Below are 25724 nucleotides of genomic sequence, written 5' to 3' on the forward strand. Positions count from 1 at the left end.
GAGGATTCAGCGCATGGGCCAAGAGGTGAGTCACAGCGAGTTCACGCGGGAGCAGCGGCTGGCGTTCCGAGCCAAGGTCCGCGACGACCTCGACTGCTTCGAGCAGATGCTCGAGGGGAGCCGGTTCGACTTCACCCGCCCGCAGATGGGTCTGGAGATCGAGCTCAACCTCGTCGACGAGGAGTCGCTGGACCCGGCGCTGCGCAACCGTGAGGTGCTGGCCGACATCGGCGAGGGCGACTTCCAGACCGAGGTCGGGCGTTACAACATCGAGCTCAACGTGCCGCCGCGGCCGATGGCCGGCGACCAGGCCGTGCGGCTGGAGCGCTGGCTGTCCCAGTCGCTGCGGCGCGCCGGCGACGCGGCCCGCGGCCACGGCTGCCGGGTCGCCTCGGTGGGCGTCGTCCCCACCCTGCAGGCCGAGCTCTTCGACCAGCCGTGGCTCTCCGACGGGGTGCGCTACACCGCGCTCAACGACTCGCTCATCCGTGAGCGCGGCGAGGGCCTGGAGCTGGAGATCGAGGGGCCGACGGGGGAGCGCGTCGAGAGCTACCACGACACCATCGGGCCGCTCTCGGGATGCACCTCGGTGCAGCTGCACCAGCAGGTGACGCCGCTGGACTTCCCGGTCTACTGGAACGCCGCGACGGTCATCTCGAGCCTGCAGATCGCCGTCGGCGCCAACTCGCCCTACTTCTTCGGCAAGCGGCTGTGGGCCGAGACCCGCATCCCGCTCTTCACGCAGATGACCGACACCCGCTCGATCGAGCTCAAGCACCAGGGCGTGCGGCCGCGGGCCTACTTCGGGCGCACCTGGATCACCTCGATCTTCGACCTCTTCGAGGAGAACGTCCGGTCCTTCCCGGCGCTGCTGCCGGAGACCTCGGACGAGGACGCCAAGGCGGTGCTCGCGGCGGGCGGTGTCCCGCACCTGCTCGACCTCAAGCTGCACAACGGCACGGTATGGCGCTGGAACCGCCCGATCTACGACACCACCCAGGGCGTCCCCCACCTGCGGGTGGAGAACCGCGTGCTGCCCGCCGGGCCCACGGCCGTCGACACGGTCGCCAACGCCTGCTTCTACTACGGGCTGCTGGAGTCCTTCACGACCAGCGGTCGCCCGATCTGGACCAAGATGGCCTTCGCCGACGCCGACCGCAACTTCCGGGAGGCCGCCAAGCACGGCATCGCGGCGACCCAGGTCTGGCCCGGCGTCGGCACCCTGCCGGCCGTCGACCTCGTGGCGGACCACCTGCTCTCGGTCGCCGACGACGGTCTGGCGGCGCTGGGCCTGCGGCGCGAGGTCCGCAGCCACTACCTCTCCGTCATCGAGGGCAGGTGTCGCGCCCGCACCAACGGGGCGAGCTGGCAGGTGGCGGTCACCGAGGCCTACGAGGCGGCCGGCTACTCCCGGCCGGAGGCCCTGCGGGCCATGTTCGGGCACTACCTCGACCACGCCGAGGAGAACACCCCGGTGCACACGTGGGAGGTGCCCGAGGTGCAGGCGCCCGCAGCCGCCGACGCCGACCGGGAAGGCGTGGCGCAGGTCACCGGGCGCTCGGCCTAGCGGTGGTTCCAGGCCTCCACCGTGGGCTGCTCGCGGTGGTGGCCGAGGATGGCCACCGAGCCGACCTCGAAGGTGAGGTGCTGACCGAACCGCGGCGCCTGCCGCAGGTAGACGCTGGTGAGGATGCGCAACGCGTGCCCGTGGCCCACGAGGGCGACGTCCCCGTCGAAGAGGTGGGGCCACACCCGCTCCAGCACGACGCTGGCGCGGCCGGCGACCTGCTCCACGGTCTCACCCGGGGTGTCGCCGGGGACGACCCCGTGGTGGAAGACGTTCCACCGGTAGCCCAGCTCCCGGCGGATGTCCGGGGTGCTGCGGCCCTCGTAGCCGCCGTAGTCCCACTCCTTGAGGTCCTCGTCGATCTCGTCGACCCGCAGGCCGGCCAGGTCGGCGGTGTGCCGGGCCCGCTGCAGCGGGGAGCAGCGCACGTGGGCGAAGGTCCGGCCGGCCAGGACCTTCTGCAGCCCGCTGGCGGCCTCCTCGCCCTCGGGCAGCAGCGGCAGGTCGGTGAGGCCGGTGTGCTGGCCGGAGCGCGACCACTCGGTCTCCCCGTGCCGGATGAGCACGAGGCGGTGCGGGGGGATGGCAGGGCCGGGGATCTCGCTGGTGGGGTCGTCCATTCCTGGCACACTACCCACATGGCTGACGACACCTACCGCTCCGTGTCCCTCACCCGCACCGGCCCCGGGCAGTTCGAGGCCGTGAACGCCCGCGGCGGGTCGATCCCCGTGGGGATGGGTGCCGGCGAGGACGGCACGGCGTTCTCCCCGGTGGAGCTGCTGCTCGTGGCGGTGGCCGGCTGCTCCGGCATCGACGTCGACCTGCTGACCTCCCGCAAGGCCGAGCCGCTGTCCTTCGAGGTCTCCGCCGGGGCCGAGAAGCTGCGGGACGAGGACGGCAACCACCTCGGCCCGGTGACGGTCACCGTGCAGGTCGCCTTCCCGGACGACGCGGGCGGTCAGGAGGCGCGGGACCGGCTGCCGGACGCCGTCGCGAAGTCCCGGGACCGGCTGTGCACCGTCTCCCGCACGGTCGCCCTGCCGACGCAGGTCGACTTCGAGATCCGCTGAGCCGCAGCACCGGTATGCCGTCGGGGGGCCCGTCCCCGGGAGGGACGGGCGGCGCGGGCGGGGCCCTGCTGCGCACGCTCACCCTGCGGGACGCGGTCGTCGTCGGGCTGGGGGCCATGCTGGGCGCCGGCGTGTTCGCGGTGTGGGGTCCGGCCACGCGGGCCGCGGGCCCCGCCGTCCTGGTCGCGGTGCTGCTGGCCGGGGCGGTCGCCACCTGCAACGCGCTGTCCTCGGCGGCACTCGCGGCGCGCCACCCCGCGGCCGGGGGCGCCTACGTCTACGGGCGCGAGCGGCTGGGTCCGCTCTGGGGCTACCTCGCCGGGTGGACGTTCGTCGTCGGCAAGACCGCCTCCTGCGCCGCCATGGCGATGACCGCCGCCGCCTACCTCGCGCCGGGCCGGGAGCGGACGGCCGCCGCCGTCTCCGTCGTCGTCGTCACGGCGCTCAACCTCGCCGGGGTGCAGCGCTCCGCGGGCGTGACCCGGGTGGTCGTGGCGGTGGTGCTCGCCACCCTCGTGGGGGTCCTCGTCGCGGCCGGTCGACCCGGCGGGCCGGCGGAGGCGGGCGTCGAGCTCACCGCCGGGGACGACGTCCTCGGTCTGCTGCAGGGGGCCGCCCTCTTCTTCTTCGCCTTCGCCGGGTACGCCCGGGTCGCCACCCTCGGTGAGGAGGTGCGGGACCCGGCGCGGACCATCCCTCGCGCGGTGGTCGTCTCGTTGGGCGTGGTCCTCGTGGTCTACCTGCTCCTGGCGGTCGGCCTGCTCCGCGGCCTCGGCGTCCCGGGGGTGGCGGGCTCCTCGGCGCCGGTGGCCGACCTCGCGGCGACGGCCCTCCCGGGGCCGGCGGAGGGCGTGGTGCGGGTCGTCGCCGGGCTCGCCGCGCTCGGTGCCCTGCTCAACCTGCTGCTGGGCATCTCGAGGACGACCGTGGCGATGGCCCGGGACGGCCACCTCCCCCGGACCCTGGCGGTCCTGTCCGGGCCGCGCCGGGTGCCGCGGGCCGCCGAGGTGGGCGTGGGCGCCGTGCTGCTCCTGGTGGTCCTGCTGGCGGACCTGCGCGGGGCCATCGCCTTCTCCAGCTTCGGGGTGCTGCTCTACTACGCGGTCGCCAACGCCAGCGCGCTGACGCTGCGGGGGGAGTGGGTCGGCGCCCCCTGGGTGCCCGCCCTCGGTCTCGCCGGGTGCCTGACGCTCGCCCTGGCGCTACCGGGACCCGCCGTCGGCGGTGGGCTGGCCGTCCTCGCCCTGGGACTGGTCGGCTACACCCTGACCCGGCGCCGGGACGCTGCGGGGTGAGGAGCCGGGCGTCGGCTCCGAGGGGTGGGCGGCCCGCGGCTGCTCGGCGTGGCCGGTGTGCAGGTGCCCGGCGTCGCGCAGGTGCTCCTGCACCCGGTGCGCGCCCTTGACCCCGAGCAGGGCGCGCGGGTGGATCGGCTGACCGGCCCGCACGACGGAGATCTGCCCGTTCGGCTCCAGGACCACGAGAGCCACCTGCGTGAGGTGGCTGACGCCGGCCTGGCGCAGGGCGCTCCACAGCATGGGCGTCGTCAGCCCGTAGGTCCGCATCGTGTCGTTCTGCACCTTGCCCGCCACCACGAGGACGGCCGCCCGGGCGCGCGACTGCCCGTCCAGCTGCGGCAGCGGCAGCCGCCGCAGGTTGCGGAAGAGCACCTCCAGGGTGGCCAGCGTGCCGAGCGCGATCAGGCCTCCGGTCAGGGTCGGCACGTGGCCCATCGTGGACCGGCCGACGATGGCGCCGAGCACGGTGACGATGGCCAGGTCGAGGCTGCGCGGGCTGGAGTAGAGGCGCTGGCCCCACAGCCGCAGCACCGCGCCGAAGACGAAGTAGATGGTGACCGTGCTGAGCACCACGGCGATCGCCCCGGCAGGGGTGATCCCGATGTAGTGCCACAGGTCACGCATGGCCCCATGGTGGCAGACCGCCCCCGACAAACCGCTTGGGGCCGGTCGGTGCCGTCGGGCAGGCTAGGACCATGGACGAGGACATGGCGCCGGGCACGGCATACCGCTGGAGCAGGCTGGGCGAGCAGGACGTGACGGCGTGGGCCGAGCTGGTCAACCACCTGGCCGTGGCCGACGGGACCGAGGAGTTCCTCTCCGCCGAGGACCTGGCCGAGGAGCTGCGCACCCCCGGGCACGACCCCGCGCAGGACTCCTGGGCGGTCTGGCAGGGTGACGCCATGGTCGGCTACGGCGTCGCCCTCGTCCCGCCGACGACCGACCACGAGGGCCAGGCCCGGGGCTACCTCGGCGGGGGCGTGCACGCCGACCACCGGGGGCGCGGCCTGGGCACCGCGCTGCTGGACCGGCTCGAGCCGCGGGCCGTCGAGCTGCTGGCGCAGCGTCACGCCGGGGTGCCCGGCTACCTCTCCGCGGGTGGCGGGCGGCAGGGGTCCGCCGCGCAGGAGCTCCTCTCCGACCGGGGGTATGCCGTGGTGCGCTGGTTCAACCTGCTGACGCGCCCGGTGGCCGACGGCCCGGTGGTCCGGGAGGTCGAGGGTGTCGAGCTCCGCTCGCCGCGGCCGGAGGACGAGGAGGCCGTGCGCCTGGCCCACAACGCGGCGTTCCGCGACCACTGGGGCTCCGGTCCGCAGTCGGCCGAGCTCTGGCACGAGCACTGGTCCTCGCGCAGCGCCCGTCCCGCGGTGTCCACCCTCGCCTGGGCCGTCGACGGGGAGCTGGCCGGCCAGGTCGTCGCCTACGTCATGGTCGGCCAGTGGGTGGACCGGGAGGCCTACGTCACCATCCTCGGCACGGTTCCCGAGGCTCGTGGGCGTGGTGTCGCCGCGGCGGCCCTGGCCCGGACCATCGCGGAGGCGGAGCGCAGCGGCGACCTGGACGTCATCGAGCTCGACGTGGACTCGGCCAGCCTCACCGGGGCGACCCGGCTCTACGAGCGCCTGGGCTTCGTGCACAAGCACGCCACCTGTGCGATGCGCCGACCGCTGCCGCGCTCGTCCTAGGCTGGTCGGGTGACCTCCGCACCCGACGCCGCCACCGGACCCCTCGCCCAGACCGTCGTCGGCGACGGCGGACCGACCGTGGTCTTCTGCCACGGTCTGCTGGGTCGCGGCCGCAACTTCACCGGCATCGCCAAGGCGCTGCAGCCGGACTTCCGCTGCGTCCTGCTCGACATGCCCGACCACGGACGCTCGCCGTGGACCGAGCGCATCGACTACTCGACCGCGGCCGAGCTGCTCGTCGAGCAGCTGCAGGTGCTCGCGACCGACGGGCCGGTGCACCTCGTCGGCCACTCGATGGGCGGCAAGACCGCCATGACCGCCGCCCTGCGCGCCCCCGAGCTGGTCGACCGGCTGGTGGTCGTCGACGTCAGCCCCACCGGCGCGGGGGAGGTGGGGGAGTTCGAGCACCTCATCTCCTCCCTGCTCGCCATCGACCTCGACGCGATCACCTCGCACGGCCAGGCCGACGCCGAGCTGGCCGGTGCCGTCGACTCGCGGATGCTGCGCGGCTTCCTGCTGCAGAACCTGCGGCGCGACCCCGAGACGCACGCCTTCGGCTGGCAGCCCCACCTCGAGGTGCTCCTGCGCGACCTCGCCAGCATCACCGGAGACGTCCCGCACGGGGGGCGGACCTTCACCGGGCCGGTGCTCTGGGTCGGCGGCAGCGAGTCCGGCTACATCACCCCGGAGCAGGAGGGCCCGATGCGGGCGCTCTTCCCGCGCACCGTCCAGGTCACCATCAAGGGTGCCGGGCACTGGGTGCACTCGGAGCAGCCGGAGGCGTTCACCGCCACGTTGCGCCACTTCCTGCGGGCCGCCTGACACCACCGGGGGTCCGCGGCCGACCTCGGCGGCCCCGACCCCTGTCTCCCGAGCCGTCAGGTGGCTACAGTCGGACGATGGCACGCTTCCTCGACATCCACCCGGTCGACCCGCAGCCCCGGCTCATCCGGCAGGTGGCGGAGGTGCTCACCGAGGGAGGTCTCGTGGCCTTCCCCACCGACGCCTGCTACAGCCTGGGTGCGCGACTGGACGACCCGGCCGCCAAGGCCCGCATCGTCAGCATCCGCCAGCTCGACGACCGCCACCACTTCACCCTCATGTGCGCCGACTTCTCCCAGCTCGGGCAGTTCGTGCAGCTCGACACCGCGGTCTTCCGCACCGTCAAGGCCGCCACCCCCGGGTGCTACACCTTCATCCTGCCGGCGACCAAGGAGGTGCCGCGACGCCTGCTGCACCCCAAGAAGAAGACGGTCGGCGTCCGCATCCCGGCCGACCCGATCTGTCGCCACCTGCTCTCGGAGATGGGGGAGCCGCTGCTGACGAGCACCCTGCTCATGCCGGGTGAGGAGGAGCCGCTGGGCTACGGCTGGGAGGTCAAGGAGCGCCTGGACCACCAGGTGGAGGTCGTCGTCGACGGCGACCAGACGGGGTGCGAGCCGACGACCGTGGTCGACCTCTCCGAGGGCTACGCCGAGGTCCTGCGGGTGGGATCGGGGGACCCCACGCCCTTCCGGTGACTCCGGTGCCGTCGGACCAGGCCCGCGCACGGGACCGTGGGCGGCGGGTCTCAGGCGAGGGAGAGGAAGAGCTTCTCCATCTTCTTGGTGTCGACCTCGCCGTCCTCCTCGACCAGGCACTGGCGCAGGCCGCTGGCGATGATGGTGTAGCCGGCGCGGTCCAGGGCCTTGCTCACCGCGGCGAGCTGGGTGACCACGTCCTCGCAGTCGCGACCCTCCTCGAGCATGCGGATGACGGCCGCCAGCTGCCCGTGGGCGCGGCGCAGTCGGGTGATCGAGGGCTTGACGGTCTCCGGCGCGAGTTCCACCTCCCCAGGGTACCCCTGGGGGCATACCGTCGTCACGTGGTATACCCTAGGGGGTATCCGGTGGTACCGGAGAGAGACCGCGACCCGTCAGCAAGGAGCACCGATGACCACCACCACGGTTCTGCCGATCGAGACCTCCTCCCTCGGTGACCGCAGCTATCTCGTGCACGACGGCGAGGTGGCTTTCGTCGTCGACCCGCAGCGCGACATCGACCGTGTCCTGGCCCTCGCCGCGCAGGAGGGGGTCCGGATCACCCACGTCTTCGAGACGCACATCCACAACGACTACGTGACGGGTGGCTACCAGCTCGCCCGGGAGACGGGCGCCCGCTACCACGTCAACGCGGACGACCCGGTCGGCTTCGAGCGCGCGGCCATCAGCGACGGCGACGTGGTCGAGGTCTCCCCGACGCTGCGGGTCCGGGCCATCCACACCCCCGGGCACACCTTCACCCACCTGTCCTACGCCCTGGAGGGCGAGGACCCCTACGTCTTCACCGGCGGCTCGCTGCTGTTCGGCTCCACCGGCCGGCCGGACCTGCTGGGGGAGGATCACGCGGAGACCCTGGCGCGGCACCAGCACGCCTCGGCGCACCGCCTGGCCCGTGAGCTCCCCGAGCAGGCCCAGGTCATGCCCACGCACGGCTTCGGGTCCTTCTGCTCGGCCACCCAGGCCGAGGGCGACGCCTCGACCATCGGCCAGGAGCTGACCCAGAACCCCGTGCTGCGCCAGGACGTGGAGGACTACGTCCGGGAGGTCCTCGACGGCCTCGACCTCTACCCCGCCTACTACGCCCACATGGGCCCGGCCAACGCCAAGGGCCCGGAGGAGATCAGCCTCGAGCTGCCCGAGCGGGCCGACAAGAACGTGCTCCGGGAGCGCCTCGAGGCGGGGGAGTGGGTCGTCGACCTGCGCCACCGCCGGGCCTTCTCCGCGGGCCACGTCCCGGGGACGCTCAACATCGGGCTCGACGGACAGTTCTCCACCTGGCTCGGGTGGATGATCCCCTGGGGCACCCCGCTCACCCTGCTCGGTGAGGACCCGGAGCAGGTGAGCCAGGCCCAGCGCGAGCTGGTCCGGATCGGCATTGACGAGCTGGCCGGGCAGAGCACCGGCGCACCCGAGGACTGGACCGACGCCCCGCTGGCCACCCTGCGGCAGGCGAGCTTCGCCGACCTCGCCCAGGTGCGCCACCACCGCCCGGTCTGCGTGCTCGACGTCCGCAACCCGCACGAGTACGCCGCCGGGCACGTCGACGGAGCGCTGAACATCCCCCTGGGCCAGCTCGCCCGGCGGGTCGCGGAGGTGCCGGAGGGCGAGGTCTGGGTCCACTGCGCGGGCGGGTACCGTGCCTCCGTGGGCGCCTCCGTCGTCTCCGCCGCCGGGCGCGACGCGGTGGCGGTCGACGACAGCTTCGACCAGGCCCGCTCGTGCGGGCTGCCGGTCGTCGGCGCGGACGCCTGAGCCTCCGCGGCCGCCGCCGTCCCCTGCCACATCCCTGAACCCCACATCCCTGAACCCCACATCCCTGAACCCCACCCCCCTCACGAGGAGAGTCCCATGAGCAGTGCGCCCACGCGCACCACCACCCACCCCGTCGAGATCAGCGCGGGCGCGCTGCGCACGTGGCTGGCCGGTGACGCCGCCCCGCGTGTCCTCGACGTGCGCACGCCGGGCGAGTACGCCGCCGGGCACGTGCCCGGGTCCTACAACATCCCGCTGGCCACGCTGACCGAGCACGCGCGCTCGGTCGCCGACCACCTCGATCAGGACGTCGTGCTCGTCTGCCGGTCCGGGGCCCGCGCCGGCGTCGCCGCCCAGGCGTTGGCGGGCACCGGTGGCACCGGGATGCACGTGCTCTCCGGGGGCATGCAGGCCTGGTCCGGCGCCGGCGGCGAGGTCCGCGAGACCTCAGGTCCGTGGGAGCTGGAGCGGCAGGTGCGCCTGGTCGCCGGAGGCATCGTGCTGACGTCGGTCCTCGCGAGCACCGTGGTGCCGGGCGCGAAGTGGGTGGCCGCGGGGATCGGCGGCGGGCTGACGTTCGCGGCGCTCAGCAACACCTGCGCCATGGCGCAGGGGCTCATGCAGATGCCGTGGAACCGCGGCAGCGCCGGTCAGCTCCAGGAGGCCCTGAGCGGTCTCGCCGGGCGGTCTCGGGGCTGAGCGGTCCGGGGCCGACGGCGCACCGGGAGGCTCAGTCGCGCTCCCAGGTCAGGCTGTCGGCCCCGTCGCCGAGCTCCACCTCGACCTCGCCCTCGATGTAGGTCCGACGCTCCTCGGTGGGTGCGTCGACCTGGAACACCAGACCGGCCGGCTCGGACCCGTCCTCGCGCACCGTGATGCGGACCTGCCCGCCGTCACGGAAGGGCACGGTGTAGCCGTCCTGCTCCCGCAGCGACCCCCGGTGCATCTGCGAGCGCTCCATGTAGTCCTCGAGCCGCTGCTCGGGCTGCTCGACCGCGAGGAAGGCCGTGCTGCGCTCGTGGCCGGCGGAGGGGACGGCCTCAAAGGTGTTCGGCATCGGTCTGGCACTTCCTCGTCGTCGGGGATGTCGATGAGCCACCATCATGGCAGAGCCGGGCGTCCCGGACGGCGACACCCTCAGGCGCGCCGGTCGAGCAGCAGCGCGACCTCGTGGTGCCCGGTCTGGGGGAACATGTCGAACACCCGGGCGTGCCGCACCGCGTAGGACGGCATACGCGCCAGGTCGCGGGCCAGGCTCGTCGCGGCACAGCTGGAGTAGACCACGTGCGGCACGCCGGAGGACTCCACCCAGTCGGCCAGCTCGGCGCCGACGCCCCGCCGCGGCGGGTTGACCACGAGCAGGTCGGGCCGCTCGGAGGTGGGCGCTGACCGGGCGTGGTCGGTGGCGTCCCCGGCGACGAAGGTGGTGCCGTCGGCACGACCCCGCAGGGCCGGGTCCTCCCGGCTGCGGAGCGCGCTGCGGACCGCCTCCGCCGAGCGCTCCACCCCGACCACCTCGCGACCGGGCGCCGAGGCGTGCAGCGCGAACCCGCCGACGCCGCAGTAGAGGTCCCACACGCGGGCCGGGCCGACCTCGTCGACCCAGGCGGCCACCTGCCGGTAGAGCGCGGCGGCGACCGAGGTGTTGGTCTGGAAGAAGCTCCGGGTGCCGAGGTGCAGGGTGAGGCCGCCGACCTGCACGGGCAGGGTCCGGTCCGGGGTCAGGACCTCCTCGGTCTCGCCCTCGAGCACGGCCTTGTGCTCCGGCTGCAGGTTGAGGCTGGCCACCCGCAGCCGCGGACCGCCGGCGCCGGTGCGCAGGTCGTCCACCAGGTCGACGACCCGTCGGCGCTGCCCGGGGGAGCGCAGCACGAAGCGGGCCATGAGCTCGCCGTCGGGGGAGTGGGTCAGCAGGACGTGCTTGAGCTCGCCCTGGCGGGTGGGCACGTCGTAGGGCGTCAGGCCGGACGACGGCAGCCGGTCGGCCAGGTCGAGCACGGCCGCGCGCAGCCCGGGTTCGTAGAGGCCGCACCAGCGCAGGTCGACCCCCTGGCCGGCCCGGTCCAGGATGCCGACGGTAGGGGCGCCCTTGCGGCCCCCGACGACCAGCTTGGCCTTGTTGCGGAAGCCGGACTCGGCGCTCGGGGCCGGGGCCGACCACGCCCCGGGGGCGACCCACGGTGCCAGGGTGCCGGCCACCGACGACTGCTTGGCGGCCAGCTGGGCCGGGTACGGCTCGCCCATGAGGGTGCAGGAACGGCAGACCCCCGCGTCGAAGTAGTCGCACTGCACGAGCGCCACCCTAGGGGTGGACGTGCCGGGTGGCGCGCCCGCTCAGGGGCGTCCGGCGGTCCGCAGGCTGTCCACCGACAGCCGCCCCGCCCCGGTGAAGGCCAGCGGCAGGGTGATGCCGAGCAGCAGCAGGGCGCTCTGCGCGGTCAGTCCGCCGGGGCCGACGAGCAGCGTCTCGTCCTCGCCGAGGAAGACGCCCACCGACCAGACGGCGGCCATGAGCGCGGCGAGCAGGAAGCCGGCCGGGCGGGTGAAGAGGCCCACGGCGACGAGGACCGGGAGCGCGACGAGGCCGACCATGACCCCCCAGGCGACCACGTCGGGAGCGGTCGAGCCGAGCGTCGTGCCGGACACCTGGGCGGTGAAGCCCGGCATGTCGGTCGCCGCGCGGGCGCCCTGGACGACGAGGGGGAGGACGGCCAGGCGCAGCAGCAGCAGCCCGAAGTCGAGGCCCCGCCCGTGCGCCTCGACCGGGCCGGTGAAGGCATACCCCTCGTCCCAGGGGTCGTCCACCTCACGGTGGAAGTCGCCGGTGTCGTCGGGGTCGACGCGCTCGCTCATCCGGCCACCCCGACCCTCCCGGGTGCGCCCGGGGGCCGCGGCGACGGCGTGTCCCGCAGTCTCACCGGCCGGCCAGCGCCTCGCGGAGCGCCGCGGCGTCGTGGGCCAGGTCGTCCTGGTCCCGCGGACCCTTGCGGCTCAGGTCGAAGTCGGCGGGGTCGGAGGTGGGGAAGACGTGGACGTGGGCGTGCGGGACCTCGAAGCCCTGGACGATGAGCCCCACCCGACGGGCGTCGAAGACCTCCAGCTGAGCCCGGCCGACCCGGGCCGCGACCTGCATGAGGTGCGCCGTGGTCTCCTCGGGCAGGTCGACCCAGTGGTCGACCTCGGCCCGGGGCACGACGAGCGCGTGGCCGGGGGTGAGCGGCTCGATGTCGAGGAAGACGGCGCAGACGTCGTCGGTCCAGACGACGTGGGCGGGGATCTCGCCCTCGATGATCCTGGTGAAGATCGTGCTCATGGCCCCACCCTAGGCTCGCGGACGCCGGATGTCCGGAGGGCGCGGCATACTCGCTGCCATGACGACACAGATGGTGCTGGTGCCCGGGTTCTGGTTGGGGGAGTGGGCGTGGGAGGAGGTCGCCCGCTCGCTCGCGCAGCGGGGGTATGCCGTGGACGCGCTCACCCTGCCCGGGCTCGGCCACGACGACCCGAACCGTGCGGTGGTGACCCCGCAGGACCAGGCGGACGCGATCGTCGCGGCGCTCGACCCGTCGGCGGACCGGCGGGTGCTCGCCGTGCACAGCGGGGCGGCCGTCCCGGGGACCCTCGTCCTGGACCAGCGGCCCGAGCTCGTGGACCACGTGGTGTGGGTGGACACCGCGCCCTCGGCGGACGGGGCGGCGATGGACCCCGACTTCTCCGCCGACGTGCTCACGCTCGACGACCGGTGGGAGGACGAGCTCGCCGACGGGTCGATGCGCGACCTCACCGACGACCAGCTCGCGACCTTCCGCGAGCGCGCGGTGCCCGAGCCCGGTCGCGTGGTGAGCACCCCGGTGTCCCTCGGCAACGACGCCCGGCACGACGTGCCGGGCACGGTCGTCTGCACGTCCTTCCCGGCCAGCGACTTCCGCTCCTACGCCGAGCAGGGCGTGAGCTTCCTCGCGGCCCTGCCGGACTACCGGTCGCTCACCTACGTCGACCTGCCCACCGGCCACTGGCCCATGTGGTCGCGCCCGGCGGACCTGGCGGACCTGCTCGACGAGGCCGCCCGCGCCGACCGGTGACCCGGGTCGGGGGGCGGGGGAGCGGCCGGGGCCGTCCGGCGGCCGCGCTGCTGCGGGCGCTGGCGCTCTGCTACGCGCTCGTGCTGCTCCTGGGGGTGGCCGGCCTGTGGGTCGGTGCGGCGCTCCCGTGCGAGGGCGGCCTGGAGTGCCTCGGCCCGCCGCTGGGCGGGGCGCTGCTGGGCGCGGCCGCGGGGGCGCTGGCGACCGCCGTGCTCTGCCGGCGCACGCTGCGGTGGTGGTGGCTGCCGACCACGGCGGTCCTCGTGGCGGTCGCCACGATGCTCGGCTCGGTGGCCTCGTGGCTCGGGCTCGCGCTGGCCGTCCTGGCGCCGGTCGTCGCCGGTCTGACGGCGGTGCGTCCCGACGTGCCACCGTCCGCGGGCCTCGGGACCGGGGGCCGACCCTGGCTGCGGGGGGTGCTGGTCCTGGGGGTCGCGCTGGCGCTGCTGGCCGGCTCGTGGTGGGCCCTGGAGCGACGCGAGCGCGCCCAGGAGATCGCCGAGCTGGAGGCGGTCGACGTGTCGCTGGTCGCGCCGCCGGACACCGACGACCTGCGCCTTTCCACGCTGACGGTGCTCGACGGGTCGGTCCGCTACACGCTCGCGCGCGGTGAGGCGTCCGGGGCGGGTCACCTCGACGTCGCGCTGCGGCCCGGAGGAGGCGGGTGCGCCGCCCTCGACCTCCGGCCGTGCACCGACCTCGGGGACGGCACCGGGGTCTACCGGCAGACCGGTGGCGACCACTGGGTCGTCGTGCGTGACCTGGGCGGCAGCCACGCACGGGTCAGCGATCAGACCCGACCGGGCCACGAGCCCTGGACCGAGGACGAGGGGCTCGCCGTCGCGCGTGTCCTGGTGCAGGTCGACGCCGCCGCGCTGGTGGACCGGCACCGTCGCGACGGCTGACGTGAGGCGGAGCACCGGGGGGAGCGGCAGGACCGCTCCTCGCGCGGCCGCTGACACTTACTTGACATAATGTGCCTTATCGGCGTTCTCATCAGGGTGCTGCCGGTCCGTCCACGTTGACCGTCGGCGCACCGCTGCCGCACCGGACGACGACGGCCCGGGAGGTCTCGTCGCCGGGGTTGGACTCACGGTGCACGGCGCCGGCGGGCACCCGCACGAAGTCACCCGGACCGGCCTCGACGACGTCGCCGCCGTCCGGACCGGACTCCAGCCGGAACGTGCCCCAGACGATGTAGAGCGTCGTCTCGTGCTCGCCGTGGTGGTGCCAGCCGGTGACCGCCCCCGGCTCGGTGTCCACGGTGCCGGTCCACATCCCGGCGGCGTGCTCGGCCACCCTGCGGCTCATCCCCGGTGTCGGGTCGGCCGCCTGCAGCGCGCCGTCGACGATGCGCCGGCACGGCTGGGCGGCCCGCTGGTCGGTGTGTGCGTCCATGGGCCCATTCGACCGGTCGCGACCCCGCCTGTCCAGAGCACCGCCGTGGGACCGACGCAGGCGTGACGCCACGGCGTCGCCCGCGGTGCGGTATACCGTGTGGTGCCGCAGGTGCGGACGGTCAGGCGAGGAGGACGACGGGTGGCGGAGGTCCAGGAGGACGGCGTCGAGCGCAACCTCTTCTGGCGCGCCATCCACCGGGTGGACACCTCGCGCCCGGTGCGGGCCTTCGTGCGCTACCTGCTGGTGCGGGGCAACCTGTCGGCCGGCGGGGTCACCATCTCCGCCCTGGTGTCCCTCACGGCCCTGGTGACCATCGGCGTCAACGGGTTCCGCGCCGTCCTCGGTCGCCAGCCCGAGCTGTTCGACCGGGTGGTCATGGCCATCAATACGGCCTTCCCGGGGCTGGTGGACGACGGCAGCAACGGCGGCATCATCGACCCCGACCGGCTGGTCCTGGAGCGTTCGCTGACGCTGGCCACCCTCATCTCCATCCCGGTCCTGCTGTGGACCGCCACCAACGTCATGACCGGGCTGCGCAACAGCATCCGGTCCATGTTCGGGCTCACCGGGGCCCCGATGCGCCCCTTCCGCGGCAAGGGCTGGGACGCCATCGGCATCCTCCTGCTCAGCCTGGCGGTGCTGCTCTCCTCCGCGCTGCTGAGCGGGTCCGCCGTGCTGGCCCGGGCGGTGCTCGGCGAGTTCGAGGTCAGCCGGGGCGCGAGCGGCCTGCTCATCCAGGTGGCGGCCGTGGTCGTCGCCTTCGTCGTGGACGCGGTCGTGTTCTACCTGCTCTTCCGGGTCACGGCCAAGGTGCGGATGCCCTCCCCCGACTGGTGGAAGGGCGCGTTGCTCGGGGCCGCCGGATGGGGCGTGCTGCGGGTGGCGGGGACGCAGGTCATCGGCGCCTGGGACAACCCGGTCTTCGCCTCCTTCGCGGTCCTGGCCACGCTCATCGTGTGGATCAACCTGGGGCTGCGCTGGGTGATGTTCACCGCGGCCTGGACCGCCAACCCCCCGCACACCAACCTGCCGGTCGTCCCCACCGAGGTGCACGCGCGGGAGACGCCGAACTACGTCACCCAGACCGTCCCCCACACCCTCGACTGGCCCCACCACGAGGTCACCGGGACCCTCATCCCGCACAACGGCGTCGCCGGCGACGTCACGGAGACGGGCCCGCCGCCGGACGAGCCGTCCACGGAGCAGAGCGCCGACCCGGCCACGCCCTAGACTCCGGCCATGGACGGGGCCACTGCCACCGCATCCACGATGTACGCGGTCGTGCTGGCCGTCGAGTACGGCCTCAAGATCTGGGCCGTCGGGACGGTCCCGGAGAACCGGCGGCCGGGGGCGTCCTCGGCCTGGCTGCTGCTCATCCTCTTCGTCCCGGTCCTCGGGTTCCCGCTGTACTTCCTCATCGGCAGCAAGGTCGTCGCCGGGCGTCGGCACGACATCCAGCGCCAGGCCAACCAGCTCCTGGGCGACTATGCCGACACCCTGCCCGACCTGCCGCAGGTCCAGCCCGAGGAGGACCTCGCCTCGGTCCTGCGGATGAACCGCCGGCTGACCGGGCTGTCCTGCGTGAGCGGGGCGTGCGACGGGGTCTACCCCGACACCGCGGACTTCTTCGCGGCGATGGCGGCCGCGGTCGACGAGGCGGAGGACTTCGTCTTCGTCGAGTTCTACATCGTGGCGTGGGACGAGAGCACCGACGTCCTCTTCGCCGCCCTGGAGCGGGCCGCCGGTCGAGGGGTCGAGGTGCGCCTGCTGCTGGACCAGCTCGGCTCGCGCAAGTACCCAGGTCGTCGCCAGCTGGGGGCCCGCATGGAGGCCGCCGGGATCAGCTGGCACTACATGATGCCGCTGAACCTGTGGCGCGGGCAGTGGCAGCGACCGGACCTGCGCAACCACCGCAAGCTGCTCGTCGTCGACGGGCGGGTCGGGTTCGTCGGCTCGCACAACCTCATCGACCCCGCCTACGGCAGCGCCAAGAACGCCCGCATCGGCCGGGCGTGGAGCGACGTGTCCGTCCAGGTCAGCGGGGACGTCGTCCTGCAGCTCTCCGCCGTCTTCGTCACCGACTGGTTCACCGAGACCTCGGAGAACCTCAGCCTGGACCGCGAGCGCTACTTCCCCGACCAGCCCGACCTGGTGCCCGGCGGGGCGGCCCACGCCATGCAGCTCGTGCCGTCCGGTCCCGGCTTCCCCACCGAGCCCAACTGGCGGCAGTTCGTCGCGCTCGTGCACCTGGCGCGCGAGCGGGTCGCCATCACCAGCCCCTACTTCGTGCCGGACGAGGCGCTGCTGGCCGCGATCACCAGTGCCGTCTACCGGGGTGTGCAGGTCGAGCTGTTCGTCGGCGAGGAGGCCGACCAGTTCCTCGTCGGGCACGCCCAGCGCTCCTACTACCAGGTGCTGCTCGAGGCCGGTGTCGTCATCCACCTCTACCCCGCGCCCACGGTGCTGCACGGCAAGTACCTGACGATCGACGACCGGGTCGCGGTGATCGGGTCCAGCAACATGGACTTCCGTTCGTTCGCGCTGACCTACGAGGTCATGCTGCTCGCCTTCGGCGGCGACCTCGTCGCCCGGCTGCAGGAGAACGACGAGGCCTACCGTCAGGCGTCCCGGGTCCTGACGCTGCAGGAGTGGGCGGGGCGACCGTGGCACCAGCGCTACGTGGACAACGTCTGCCGGCTCACCTCGGCGCTCATGTGACCCACCCTGGCGCAGCGGGTCGGCCCGCTGACCCACGGGCTGCGCAGCGGCGCCCGGCCCCCTAGCGTGAGGACATGCATACCCTTCCTGACGGCACCACGCTCCCCCACGTCGGCTTCGGCACCTACCCCCTGCGCGGCGAGGAGGGGATCGAGGCCATGGTGTCCGCCCTCGAGGCGGGCTACCGCTATCTCGACACCGCGGTCAACTACGAGAACGAGCGCGAGGTCGGTGAGGCGCTGCGCCGCAGCGGCGTCCCCCGCGCCGAGGTGCTGGTCGCGACCAAGATCCCCGGGCGGGCGCACGAGCGCGCCGCGGCGATCGAGTCCGTCGAGCAGTCGCTGGAGCGGCTCGGCCTGGAGCAGGTCGACGTCGCCCTGGTGCACTGGCCCAACCCGTCGCAGGGCCGGTACGTCGAGGCCGTCGAGGCCCTGCTGGAGTGCCGGGACCGGGGGCTCGTGCGAGGGGTCGGCACCAGCAACTACACCGCCGCCCACCTGGACGAGGTCGTCCGGGCCACCGGTGAGACCCCGGTGCTCAACCAGGTCGAGTGCCACCCCCTCTTCCCCCAGTCCGACCTGCTGGAGGTGCACGCGGACCTCGGCGTGCTCACGCAGGCGTGGAGCCCGCTGGGCAAGCGGCAGGCGCAGTACGACGCCGAGGCGGTGGCCGGCCCGGCAGGCCGGCTCGGCGTCTCCCCCGCCCAGGTCATCCTGCGCTGGCACCTGCAGCGCGGGGTGATGCCGCTGCCGAAGTCCGCGACCCCCGCGCGTCAGCGGGCCAACCTCGACGTGCTCGACGTCGAGCTCACCGACGCGGAGGTCCGGGCCATCACCGCGCTCGGCCGGCCGGACGGACGGCTCTTCGGCGGGGACCCGGAGACGCACGAGGAGATGTGAGCGAGGGCCGGCGGCCCCGTCCACACCCGCCCGGCGGCTCGCCGCCCGTCCACAGATCCGCCGCACCCTCTCCCCCACGCCCGGCGACCCGGTCATCGTGGACCCATGACGACCACAGCGGCGGCACCGGCCAACGAGGTGCACCTGCGCGGGCGGGTGAGCGGTGCCCCGACGCAGCGGGAGCTGCCCAGCGGCGACGTCCTGGTCCAGCTGCGGGTGGTCGTGCCGCGGCCCCGGCGGCGGGGCCGCTCCAGGGCGTCCGGGTCGGCCCAGCGGGTGGACACCATCGACGTGTCCTGCTGGACGGCACGGGCCAGGGCAGCCGCGCTGCGGCTGCAGGACGGCGCCGGGGTCGAGGTGACCGGCGCCCTGCGCCGGCGCTTCTTCCGCACCGGTGCGGGGGCCGCCTCCCGCTACGACGTCGAGGCGACGTCGCTGCGCGCGGTCCCGACGCCGGGGCCGTGACTCACAGCACCCGCCGCACCACCGGGACCCGCCGTCCGACCAGCACCAGACCCGTGGTCACGGCCGCGACCACGGCGAAGCGCGCCACCAGGACCGGCCAGGGAGCCACCGGGGGTCCGAGCACCCCGGTGTCCGTGGCGACGAGCAGGACGAGGAAGTGCAGCGCGAAGATGCCCAGGGTGGCCCGCCCCACCGGGTCCACCGCGGCCATCACCCGGTCCGAGGTGAGCGCCGAGAGGGCGCCCCCGGGGGCGAGCAGCGCCTGCGCCAGCAGGTAGACGGCGACCGACAGCACGGCGACCGAGGGCGAGTAGTAGTGCGCCCCCGCCCACTCCTGCAGCCAGGTCGGCGCGGCGGGGTTCTCCCACTGCCAGGTGAGGAGCACCGACAGGGCGACCACGACGAGCACCAGGACCGGCACGAGGGCTCCGGGCACCCGCACCCCGCGCAGCGCCCAGCCCAGGAGGTAGGCGCCGAGGTAGGGCAGCCACCACGTCCACGCGGCGTGCGTGACGCCGACCGGTGCGCCGCCCGCCCCCAGGGGCCACAGGGACAGGATCGGCACGGCGTACGCCGCCACCCCGGCGAGGAGCCACGCCCGACGGCTGGTCGCGGCCAGCCACGGCACGAGCAGCGGCGTCAGCAGCGACAGCCCCAGGACGATCCAGAGGAAGTACAGGTGCGGGGCGACCTGGCCGACGAGGGCCCGCCGCAACGCGTCCACGGGTCCCGCCCACGACCCGGGCCGGGTCAGCGAGAGGTAGATCACGTAGACGAGGTTCCACACCACCACCGCGGGCAGCAGCCGCCCGACGCGCCGGCGCAGGAACTCTCCCGCGCCCGGGTAGCGCGCCGGGTCGAGCGCCAGGGTTCCGGACACCATGACGAAGACCGGCACGACCCACAGCAGCGGGAGGTCCAGGGCCCGGGCGACCCACCCGTCCACCGGGTCCGTCCGCCCCTGCGCCCCCGCGGTGGCGGTGGCGCCGACCGTGTGGATGAGCACCACGCCGTAGACCGCCAGGCACCGCAGCCAGCTGATCCACGCCGTGCCTCGCATGCTCCCAGCCTCTCACCCGGGGGTGGTGGCGACGGCGGATCGTCGGGCAGGGCGTGGGCCGCGCGCCGTAGCCTGTCCCCCATGCCCTCCCCCGCGCCGCCGACCCCCCGCACCGTCGAGCACGGTCCCTCACGCCTCGTCGCCTACGACTTCGGGGCCCACCTCAGCACCTGGGAGCTGGACGGCCGACCGGTGGTCTGGTGCAGCGAGGCGGCCGTGCTGGACGGCAGCCGGGCCATCCGGGGCGGGGTGCCCGTGTGCTTCCCCTGGTTCGCCGCGGGGCCCGACGGGGACCGCTCCCCCAGCCACGGCCTGGTCCGCACCGCGACCTGGCACCGCGCCCCGTCCCGGGACGCGGAGGTCTGGGCCTGGACCGTGACCGACGAGGACGTCTCCGGCTCCCCCGGCGTCGAGCACCTGCCCGGGCCGTTCCGCCTGCGCTACGCCGTGTCGCTGCCGGCCGGGGCGGAGCACCCGTCGCTGCGTCTCGAGCTGGAGGTCACGAACCCGGGCACCGAGGTGCTGCCCGTCGAGGTGGCGCTGCACACCTACCTGGCGGTCCACGACGTGCGGCAGACCGAGGTCACCGGCCTGGACGGTGCGACCTACCTCGACAAGACCACCGGCCGGCGCGGGCGCCTGCAGGGGCCGCTGCGCATCGAGGGACCGACCGACGCCGTGGTCGACTCCCCCGGCCGTCCGCACGTCGAGGTGCTCGACCAGGACCGCCGCCTCGTCCTGGAGACCCACGGCAGCACCCAGACGGTCGTCTGGAACCCCGGGCCCGAGCAGGCCGCCGCGACCAGCGACCTGGGGGACGACGCCTGGCCCGGGTTCCTCTGCGTGGAGACGGCGGCCACCGGTGACCTCGCCCTGCGCGTCCCGCCCGGGGCGACGCATACCGTGGGGTGCACCATCACGGTCCTCGACCGGAGGAGACGATGAGCACGCAGGACCAGCCGGGCACGGCGGAGGACGCGCCCTCCCTCGACACCGACCTGCCGCAGCAGCCGCTGCCCGCCGGGCCCACCGGCCCGCTGCCGGACGAGGAGCCGCGCGGGGCCCCTGAGGAGGACACCCCCGCGGCGCCGCCGACGGTGGACCGCGGTGACCTCATCCTGCAGGGGCTGCGGAGCGCGGCCGCCTGGTCGTGGCGCTTCCTGCTCGTCGTCGCCGCGGTCGCGGTGGTGCTCTACCTGCTCGGTCGGGTCTGGGTCGGGGTGCTGCCGATCATCCTCGCCCTCATCGTCAGCTCGGTGCTGTGGCCGACCGTCCGCTGGCTGCGCCGGTACCGCTGGCCGGCCGGGCTCGCCGCCGCCACGGTGCTCATCGGCGCCCTGGGCCTCTTCAGCGGGATCATCGCGGCCATCGCCCCTGGGGTCGGCAGCCAGCTGCGCCAGGTCGCCGACAACGTCACCGAGGGCGCCGACATCGTCCTCGAGTGGCTCTCCGGCCCCCCGGTCAACCTGCAGAGCGAGCAGCTCGACGACTACGTCGCCCGCGCCACGCAATGGCTCGAGTCCCGGGCCAGCGTGCTCGCCGAGGGCGCGCTGTCCACGCTGACGACCGTCGGCTCCATCCTCGTCACCACCGTGCTCGTGCTCGTGCTCACCTTCTTCTTCCTCAAGGACGGGCACCGTTTCCTGCCCTGGCTGCGCCGGTCCGTGGGCCGCACCGCTGGTCTCTACCTCACCGAGGCGCTGGCGCGGGTGTGGGTGACGCTCGGTGGCTTCCTGCGGGCGCAGGCCGTCGTCGCCGCCGTCGACTCGGTCTTCATCGGCCTGGGGCTCGTCCTGCTCCAGGTGCCCCTCGCCTTCGCCCTGGCCGTCATCACCTTCTTCCTGGCCTTCATCCCCATCATCGGCGCCTTCGTCGCCGGCGGCCTCGCGGTGCTCGTCGCCCTGGTGTCGCAGGGCTGGGTGACCGCCCTCTGGGTGCTCGTCATCGTCGTGGTCGTGCAGCAGGCGGAGAGCACCTTCGTCGCCCCGCTCATGCACAGCCGCGTCATGTCGATGCACCCGGTCGTGGTGATCCTGGGGGTCGCGGCGGGCGGCACGCTGTGGGGCGTGCTCGGCGCGTTCCTCGCGGTGCCCGTGCTCGCCTCGGCGCTGACCCTCATCCGGTTCGGCAGCGAGCACCTGGACCTGCGCACCGGCGAGCTGCACACCGACGACCTGCGCAACGTCACCCCCGAGGGCCGGCGGGCCGCCGAGCGGGCGGAGAGCGCCGCGCCCATCTTCCAGCTGCGGGCGCGCCGGGCCTACCTCCAGGCGCAGGGCGAGCAGGGCGCGGCCCGGGTCGCGCTGCTCGACCGGACCACCGAGATCGCGGCGTCGCTGCGCGACCGGCTCCTTCCCCCCATCCTGCGCCGGGACCGGGAGGACGCCGAGCAGGACGGTCCACCCCGGGCATGACGAACGCCCCCGGCCGTCCGGCCGGGGGCGTCGTCGTGGTCGGCGCGGCGCGCCGGACCCGGACTAGCGCGTGGCATCCTTCCAGGCGTCCTTGGCGTTCTCGCCGGCCTGCTTGACGTTGGCGCCGGTCTGGTCGGCCCGACCCTCCGCCTCCATCTGCTCGTTGTCGGTGGCGTCGCCGACGCCCTCCTTGGCCTTGCCCTTCAGCTCCTCGGCCTTGTTCGAGATCTTGTCTCCGAGACCCATGGTCTGCTCCTTTCCTCGGCAACCCCCTCAGCCTCGCCCCGGCAGGAGGCCCCCGCAACCCGAACCGCCCCCTCGAGCCTCCTCACCGCTGGCCGTCGTGTCCCTACGATGGGCCTCATGACAGCTCCCCCGGTGCCCAGGGCCGACCCCGCGTCCGAACGCACCCGCGCCCACCAGCGCGCCTTCGGGTGGTACGACTGGGCCAACTCCGCCTACGTCACGACCACCGGCACGGTCCTCATCGCGCCCTACCTCACCGCCCTGGCCCGGGCCGACGCCTGCCCGGACCTGGCCGAGGGCGACACCTGCGAGCAGATGCTGTCCGTGCTCGGGGTGCCGGTGGCCGTGGGGTCGGTCGCGCCCTACACCATCACCGTGGCGACCCTGGTGTCGGCCGTGGTGCTGCTCTTCGTCGGGGCCGTCGCGGACCGGCACCCCCGGCCGACGTGGCTCCTCGGTGGGCTGGCCTGGGTCGGCGCCGCCGCCGCCGCCTCGATGTTCTTCCTCGACGGCAGCAACTGGGAGCTGGGGGTGCTGCTCGTCGTCGTGGCCAACCTGTGCCTGGGGGCCTCGACCGTGGTCTACGACGCCCTGCTCGTCCGGGTGGCCTCGCCCGACGACCGCGACCGGGTCTCCTCGAGAGCCTGGGCCCTGGGCTACCTGGGTGGAGGCGTGCTGCTCGCGCTCAACCTCGGTCTCATGACCGTCCACGAGTCCCTCGGCATCTCCTACACGATGGCCGTGCGCCTCAACCTGCTGTCGGCCGGCCTCTGGTGGGCGGTCTTCACGCTCATCCCCGTCATCGGGCTGCGGCGCATCCGGGGCACCACCGCCGCCCCCGTGGCGCGCTCGGCCGGGGTGCTGGGCGGCACGGTCACCCAGCTGCGGGACACCTTCGGGGACCTGCGCGGCTACCCGCACACGCTGCTGTTCCTGCTGGCCTACCTCTTCTTCAACGACGGCATCCAGACGGTCATCTCCTCCGCGAGCCTCTACGGCAGCGAGGCCCTGGGGTTCGACACGAGCCAGCTCATCATCACCATCCTGCTCGTCCAGTTCGTCGCCTTCGGCGGTGCGCTGGTCTTCGGCGCGATCGCCGGGCGGGTGGGGGCCAAGCGCACGGTGCTGGGCGGGCTCGTCATGTGGACGCTGGTGGTGGCCTTCGCCTACTTCGTGCCCACCGGCGCGTTCACGGTCTGGCTCGTCTGCGCGGTCTTCATCGGCACCGTCATGGGTGGGACCCAGGCGCTGTCCCGCTCGCTCTACTCCCAGCTCGTCCCCACGGGCAAGGAGTCGGAGTACTTCAGCTTCTACCAGGCGATGGAGCGGGGCACGAGCTGGTTCGGGACCCTCGCCTTCGGTCTCACCTACCAGCTCACCGGGTCCTACCGCCCGGCGATCCTGGTCACCATCGCCTTCTTCGTCGTCGGGGGCCTCATCCTCACCCGCGTCGACATGCGCCGCGGCATCGCCATGGCCGGCAACGAGCAGCCGCGCAAGGTCTGAGGGGTCCCGGGGACGCCGAGAGGGCGTGGCCCGCCGTCGCGGACCACGCCCTCACCGGACGGGTAGGTCGTGCCTCAGGCGCTGCGCTTGCGCCGCGGCTTCTCGCCGCGCATCTCGCGCAGCAGGGCCAGCCGCTCCTCGAGGAGCTCCTCGAGCTCGGGCACCGAGCGGCGCTCGAGCAGCATGTCCCAGTGGGTGCGCTGCGGCTTGGTCGCCTTCAGCTCGGGCTCGGGGCCGTTCTCCAGCTTGGCGTCGAGACCGCAACGGCACTCCCAGATCGGCGGGATCTCCGCCTCCACCGAGAAGGGCAGCTCGCTGACGTGCCCGTCCGGGCAGACGTAGCGGCTGATCTCTCGGTCACTGAAGGTGACGCCCTCGTCGCTCTCGAAGGAGAGCCAGCTGAGGTTGGTGCCGCGCAGGGACCGCTCTGCCATGTGTTCCACTCCCATCGTGTCATCGGACACGCGTGATCGTTTCGCTGTCGCGTTCGGTGGGCGGCTGCCGGACCTGGACCTGTGACCGCCCTGCTGACTGGTGTCAACGTCGACCGGCCGCCCCGTGTTCCCTGTCCCGTCCACCGTCCTGGACGCATCGAGATGCGGTGGTCGGTGCGAGGGGGAAACGTCTCATGATAGCGCTGTCGGGGTCGCGCTGACCAGTCAGCGCGTCACCGTCCGAGAGGAGGACGCGTGTCGTCCTCCCACGGTGGCGGGTGCTCGTCGACGATCTCGCCGTCGATGACCGTCCCGGAGCCGGGTGGTCGACCGGCGCGACGACCGGCCGGTCCGACCGGGCCCCCGACCACCGTCAGCGCCCTGCTGGCCACCACGGCCTGGAGCAGCCGCCGGGCCGCGGGTCGGGTGAAGGGCAGCACGAGGAGGAGGGCCAGGACGTCGCTGACGAAGCCCGGCAGGAGCAGCAGCAGGCCCCCGACCATGAGCAGGATCGCGTCGGTGGCCTCGTCGGCCGGCATCCTGCCCGAGCTCAGCGCCTGCTGCAGCGCGCGGTAGGTGCGGCTGCTCTCCCGTCGGGCCAGCCAGGTGCCGAGGACGGCCACCGCCACGACGAGGAAGAGGGTCCACCACAGACCGATGCTGCGTCCCACGGCCACGAGGACGGCGATCTCCACGAGCGGGAGCAGCACCAGGGCGAGCAGCACCCACCTCAGGACCGGTCGGCGCCGGGCGCTGCTGCCGGATGGGGCGGTCGTGCTCACGTGGCCTCCTCGAGGTGGTGCCAACGAGAACGGTCCCGCCCGGCCAGGTGTTCCCTGAGCTGCTCCGTCCGGCGCTGCCACGCCCACACGCCCACCAGCACCACGGCCTCCCGGACGATGTCGCCGGTCATCTTGGAGGACCCCTCGACGCGCTCGACGAAAGCGATCGGCACCTCGACGACGCGCAGCCCCGCCTCCACGGCACGGCGCGTGAGGTCCACCTGGAAGCAGTAGCCCTGGGAGGCCACCGGACCGGCCACCAGCTCGGTCAGCTGCGGCAGCCGGTAGACCCGGAAGCCGGCCGTGGCGTCGTGGACGGGCAGCCCCAGGGCGAGCCGGGTGTAGGTGTTGGCGCCGACCGACAGCAACCGCCGGTGCCAGGGCCAGCGGTGCACCGAACCCCCCGCCACCCAGCGGGAGCCGATGACCACGTCGGCGCCCGGTCCGCGCTCGGCGGCCGCCAGCAGGGCGGGCAGCTGCTCGGGCTGGTGCGACCCGTCGGCGTCCATCTCCACGACCGCGTCGAACCCTCGTCGCGCGGCCCAGGCGAAACCGGCCAGGTAGGCCGGGCCGAGGCCCTGCTTGCCCGGTCGGTGCAGGACGTGGACGTTCGGGTCGGCGGCGGCGATCCGCCCGGCCAGCTCGCCGGTGCCGTCCGGGCTGGCGTCGTCGACGACCAGCACGTCCGCCTCGGGGACGGCCTGCCGGACCCGGCGCAGCACCTCGGGGAGGGAGGCACGCTCCTGGTAGGTCGGGATGCAGACGCAGACGCGGTGCAGCGGGCCACGAGAGGTCATCCGGTCA

General features: G+C 73.8%; 30 protein-coding genes. 17 read left to right on the forward strand and 13 right to left on the reverse strand.

Annotation, left to right across the window (positions count from 1 at the left end; all coding sequences use genetic code 11):
• Positions 1–13 precede the first annotated feature (13 nt).
• Entirely contained in the window at positions 14–1567 is a 1554-nt protein-coding gene (locus FHD63_RS07370; protein WP_139721378.1) for a glutamate-cysteine ligase family protein, read from the forward strand.
• On the opposite strand, the gene FHD63_RS07375 is transcribed toward FHD63_RS07370, so the two are convergent.
• Positions 1564–2187, reverse strand: a complete 624-nt coding sequence (locus FHD63_RS07375) for a histidine phosphatase family protein (protein ID WP_139721380.1) — start codon at positions 2185–2187, stop codon at positions 1564–1566. The genes FHD63_RS07370 and FHD63_RS07375 overlap by 4 nt on opposite strands.
• Positions 2188–2205: 18 nt before the next feature.
• Here FHD63_RS07375 and FHD63_RS07380 point away from each other — a divergent pair, with 18 nt between their 5' ends.
• Entirely contained in the window at positions 2206–2637 is a 432-nt protein-coding gene (locus tag FHD63_RS07380; protein ID WP_139721382.1) for an OsmC family protein, read from the forward strand.
• A gap of 14 nt (positions 2638–2651) precedes the next feature.
• Positions 2652–3932, forward strand: a complete 1281-nt coding sequence (locus FHD63_RS07385) for an APC family permease (RefSeq protein ID WP_139721384.1) — start codon at positions 2652–2654, stop codon at positions 3930–3932.
• Here the strand turns inward: FHD63_RS07385 and FHD63_RS07390 are convergent.
• Positions 3840–4559, reverse strand: coding sequence for a DUF421 domain-containing protein (locus FHD63_RS07390; protein ID WP_139721385.1), 720 nt, complete (start codon positions 4557–4559; stop codon positions 3840–3842). The two genes, FHD63_RS07385 and FHD63_RS07390, sit on opposite strands and share 93 nt — an antisense overlap.
• 71 nt (positions 4560–4630) lie before the next feature.
• Here FHD63_RS07390 and FHD63_RS07395 point away from each other — a divergent pair, with 71 nt between their 5' ends.
• The 3 genes from FHD63_RS07395 to FHD63_RS07405 all read left to right on the forward strand — a co-directional run bounded on the left by FHD63_RS07395 (position 4631) and on the right by FHD63_RS07405 (position 7140).
• Positions 4631–5620 carry a GNAT family N-acetyltransferase gene (locus FHD63_RS07395; protein WP_139721387.1) on the forward strand — a complete coding sequence of 330 codons (990 nt, stop codon included), beginning with the start codon at positions 4631–4633 and terminating at the stop codon, positions 5618–5620.
• A 9-nt stretch (positions 5621–5629) separates the two neighbouring features.
• Positions 5630–6442, forward strand: coding sequence for an alpha/beta fold hydrolase (locus tag FHD63_RS07400; RefSeq protein ID WP_139721389.1), 813 nt, complete (start codon positions 5630–5632; stop codon positions 6440–6442).
• Positions 6443–6519: 77 nt separating this feature from the next.
• Positions 6520–7140, forward strand: a complete 621-nt coding sequence (locus tag FHD63_RS07405; protein WP_139721391.1) for an L-threonylcarbamoyladenylate synthase — start codon at positions 6520–6522, stop codon at positions 7138–7140.
• Between the two features lie 50 nt (positions 7141–7190).
• On the opposite strand, the gene FHD63_RS07410 is transcribed toward FHD63_RS07405, so the two are convergent.
• Positions 7191–7448 (reverse strand): metal-sensitive transcriptional regulator, encoded by a 258-nt coding sequence (locus FHD63_RS07410; protein WP_058891133.1) that lies wholly within the window; start codon positions 7446–7448, stop codon positions 7191–7193.
• Positions 7449–7551: 103 nt separating this feature from the next.
• On the opposite strand from FHD63_RS07410, the gene FHD63_RS07415 reads away from it, so the two are divergent.
• Complete coding sequence (locus tag FHD63_RS07415; RefSeq protein WP_139721393.1) at positions 7552–8913, forward strand: MBL fold metallo-hydrolase; 1362 nt, start codon at positions 7552–7554, stop codon at positions 8911–8913.
• 96 nt (positions 8914–9009) lie between these two features.
• Positions 9010–9612, forward strand: a complete 603-nt coding sequence (locus FHD63_RS07420) for a rhodanese-like domain-containing protein (RefSeq protein ID WP_139721395.1) — start codon at positions 9010–9012, stop codon at positions 9610–9612.
• A 31-nt stretch (positions 9613–9643) separates the two neighbouring features.
• Here the strand turns inward: FHD63_RS07420 and FHD63_RS07425 are convergent, their stop codons facing one another.
• From FHD63_RS07425 to FHD63_RS07440, 4 genes are all read right to left on the reverse strand, one after another.
• Positions 9644–9970, reverse strand: coding sequence for a hypothetical protein (locus FHD63_RS07425; RefSeq protein WP_139721397.1), 327 nt, complete (start codon positions 9968–9970; stop codon positions 9644–9646).
• 80 nt (positions 9971–10050) lie between these two features.
• Positions 10051–11205, reverse strand: a complete 1155-nt coding sequence (locus FHD63_RS07430) for a methyltransferase domain-containing protein (RefSeq protein WP_139723042.1) — start codon at positions 11203–11205, stop codon at positions 10051–10053.
• A 42-nt stretch (positions 11206–11247) separates the two neighbouring features.
• Positions 11248–11766: a DoxX family protein gene (locus tag FHD63_RS07435; RefSeq protein ID WP_139721398.1), complete on the reverse strand. Its 519-nt coding sequence runs from the start codon at positions 11764–11766 to the stop codon at positions 11248–11250.
• Positions 11767–11827: 61 nt separating this feature from the next.
• A complete protein-coding gene (locus tag FHD63_RS07440; protein ID WP_139721400.1) occupies positions 11828–12226 on the reverse strand; it encodes an HIT family protein in 399 nt (132 codons plus the stop codon).
• Between the two features lie 58 nt (positions 12227–12284).
• Here FHD63_RS07440 and FHD63_RS07445 point away from each other — a divergent pair, with 58 nt between their 5' ends.
• Complete coding sequence (locus tag FHD63_RS07445; protein ID WP_139721402.1) at positions 12285–12995, forward strand: alpha/beta fold hydrolase; 711 nt, start codon at positions 12285–12287, stop codon at positions 12993–12995.
• Positions 12992–13900 carry a hypothetical protein gene (locus FHD63_RS07450; protein ID WP_139721404.1) on the forward strand — a complete coding sequence of 303 codons (909 nt, stop codon included), beginning with the start codon at positions 12992–12994 and terminating at the stop codon, positions 13898–13900. Before FHD63_RS07445 ends, FHD63_RS07450 begins: the two co-directional genes overlap by 4 nt.
• 91 nt (positions 13901–13991) lie before the next feature.
• Here FHD63_RS07450 and FHD63_RS07455 read toward each other — a convergent pair whose 3' ends face one another.
• Complete coding sequence (locus FHD63_RS07455; RefSeq protein ID WP_139721406.1) at positions 13992–14393, reverse strand: cupin domain-containing protein; 402 nt, start codon at positions 14391–14393, stop codon at positions 13992–13994.
• A gap of 141 nt (positions 14394–14534) precedes the next feature.
• On the opposite strand from FHD63_RS07455, the gene FHD63_RS07460 reads away from it, so the two are divergent.
• From FHD63_RS07460 to FHD63_RS07475, 4 genes are all read left to right on the forward strand, one after another.
• Positions 14535–15626, forward strand: coding sequence for a YihY/virulence factor BrkB family protein (locus FHD63_RS07460; protein WP_238705805.1), 1092 nt, complete (start codon positions 14535–14537; stop codon positions 15624–15626).
• A gap of 9 nt (positions 15627–15635) precedes the next feature.
• Entirely contained in the window at positions 15636–17114 is a 1479-nt protein-coding gene (gene cls / locus FHD63_RS07465) for a cardiolipin synthase (protein ID WP_139721408.1), read from the forward strand.
• Positions 17115–17188: 74 nt separating this feature from the next.
• A complete protein-coding gene (locus tag FHD63_RS07470) occupies positions 17189–18013 on the forward strand; it encodes an aldo/keto reductase (RefSeq protein WP_139721410.1) in 825 nt (274 codons plus the stop codon).
• A gap of 105 nt (positions 18014–18118) precedes the next feature.
• Entirely contained in the window at positions 18119–18478 is a 360-nt protein-coding gene (locus FHD63_RS07475) for a single-stranded DNA-binding protein (protein ID WP_139721412.1), read from the forward strand.
• Position 18479: 1 nt separating this feature from the next.
• Here the strand turns inward: FHD63_RS07475 and FHD63_RS07480 are convergent, their stop codons facing one another.
• Positions 18480–19538 (reverse strand): acyltransferase, encoded by a 1059-nt coding sequence (locus tag FHD63_RS07480; protein ID WP_139721413.1) that lies wholly within the window; start codon positions 19536–19538, stop codon positions 18480–18482.
• 81 nt (positions 19539–19619) lie between these two features.
• On the opposite strand from FHD63_RS07480, the gene FHD63_RS07485 reads away from it, so the two are divergent.
• Positions 19620–20483: a D-hexose-6-phosphate mutarotase gene (locus tag FHD63_RS07485; RefSeq protein WP_139721415.1), complete on the forward strand. Its 864-nt coding sequence runs from the start codon at positions 19620–19622 to the stop codon at positions 20481–20483.
• Positions 20480–21952, forward strand: coding sequence for an AI-2E family transporter (locus FHD63_RS07490; protein ID WP_139721416.1), 1473 nt, complete (start codon positions 20480–20482; stop codon positions 21950–21952). The genes FHD63_RS07485 and FHD63_RS07490 overlap by 4 nt, the downstream gene beginning before the upstream one ends.
• A 63-nt stretch (positions 21953–22015) precedes the next feature.
• On the opposite strand, the gene FHD63_RS07495 is transcribed toward FHD63_RS07490, so the two are convergent.
• Positions 22016–22198, reverse strand: coding sequence for a CsbD family protein (locus FHD63_RS07495; RefSeq protein ID WP_139721418.1), 183 nt, complete (start codon positions 22196–22198; stop codon positions 22016–22018).
• A 117-nt stretch (positions 22199–22315) separates the two neighbouring features.
• Between FHD63_RS07495 and FHD63_RS07500 the strand changes: the two genes are divergently transcribed.
• A complete protein-coding gene (locus tag FHD63_RS07500; protein WP_139721420.1) occupies positions 22316–23704 on the forward strand; it encodes an MFS transporter in 1389 nt (462 codons plus the stop codon).
• 74 nt (positions 23705–23778) lie between these two features.
• Here FHD63_RS07500 and FHD63_RS07505 read toward each other — a convergent pair whose 3' ends face one another.
• The 3 genes from FHD63_RS07505 to FHD63_RS07515 all read right to left on the reverse strand — a co-directional run bounded on the left by FHD63_RS07505 (position 23779) and on the right by FHD63_RS07515 (position 25717).
• Complete coding sequence (locus FHD63_RS07505; protein ID WP_058891117.1) at positions 23779–24138, reverse strand: RNA polymerase-binding protein RbpA; 360 nt, start codon at positions 24136–24138, stop codon at positions 23779–23781.
• A 233-nt stretch (positions 24139–24371) separates the two neighbouring features.
• A complete protein-coding gene (locus tag FHD63_RS07510) occupies positions 24372–24920 on the reverse strand; it encodes an FxsA family protein (protein WP_139721422.1) in 549 nt (182 codons plus the stop codon).
• On the reverse strand, positions 24917–25717 hold the full coding sequence (locus tag FHD63_RS07515; RefSeq protein ID WP_139721424.1) for a polyprenol monophosphomannose synthase: 801 nt from the start codon (positions 25715–25717) through the stop codon (positions 24917–24919). The genes FHD63_RS07510 and FHD63_RS07515 overlap by 4 nt, the downstream gene beginning before the upstream one ends.
• Between the last annotated feature and the right edge of the window lie 7 nt (positions 25718–25724).

Origin of the sequence: Serinicoccus chungangensis, from assembly GCF_006337125.1 — a bacterium.
GTDB classification, from domain to species: domain Bacteria; phylum Actinomycetota; class Actinomycetes; order Actinomycetales; family Dermatophilaceae; genus Ornithinicoccus; species Ornithinicoccus chungangensis.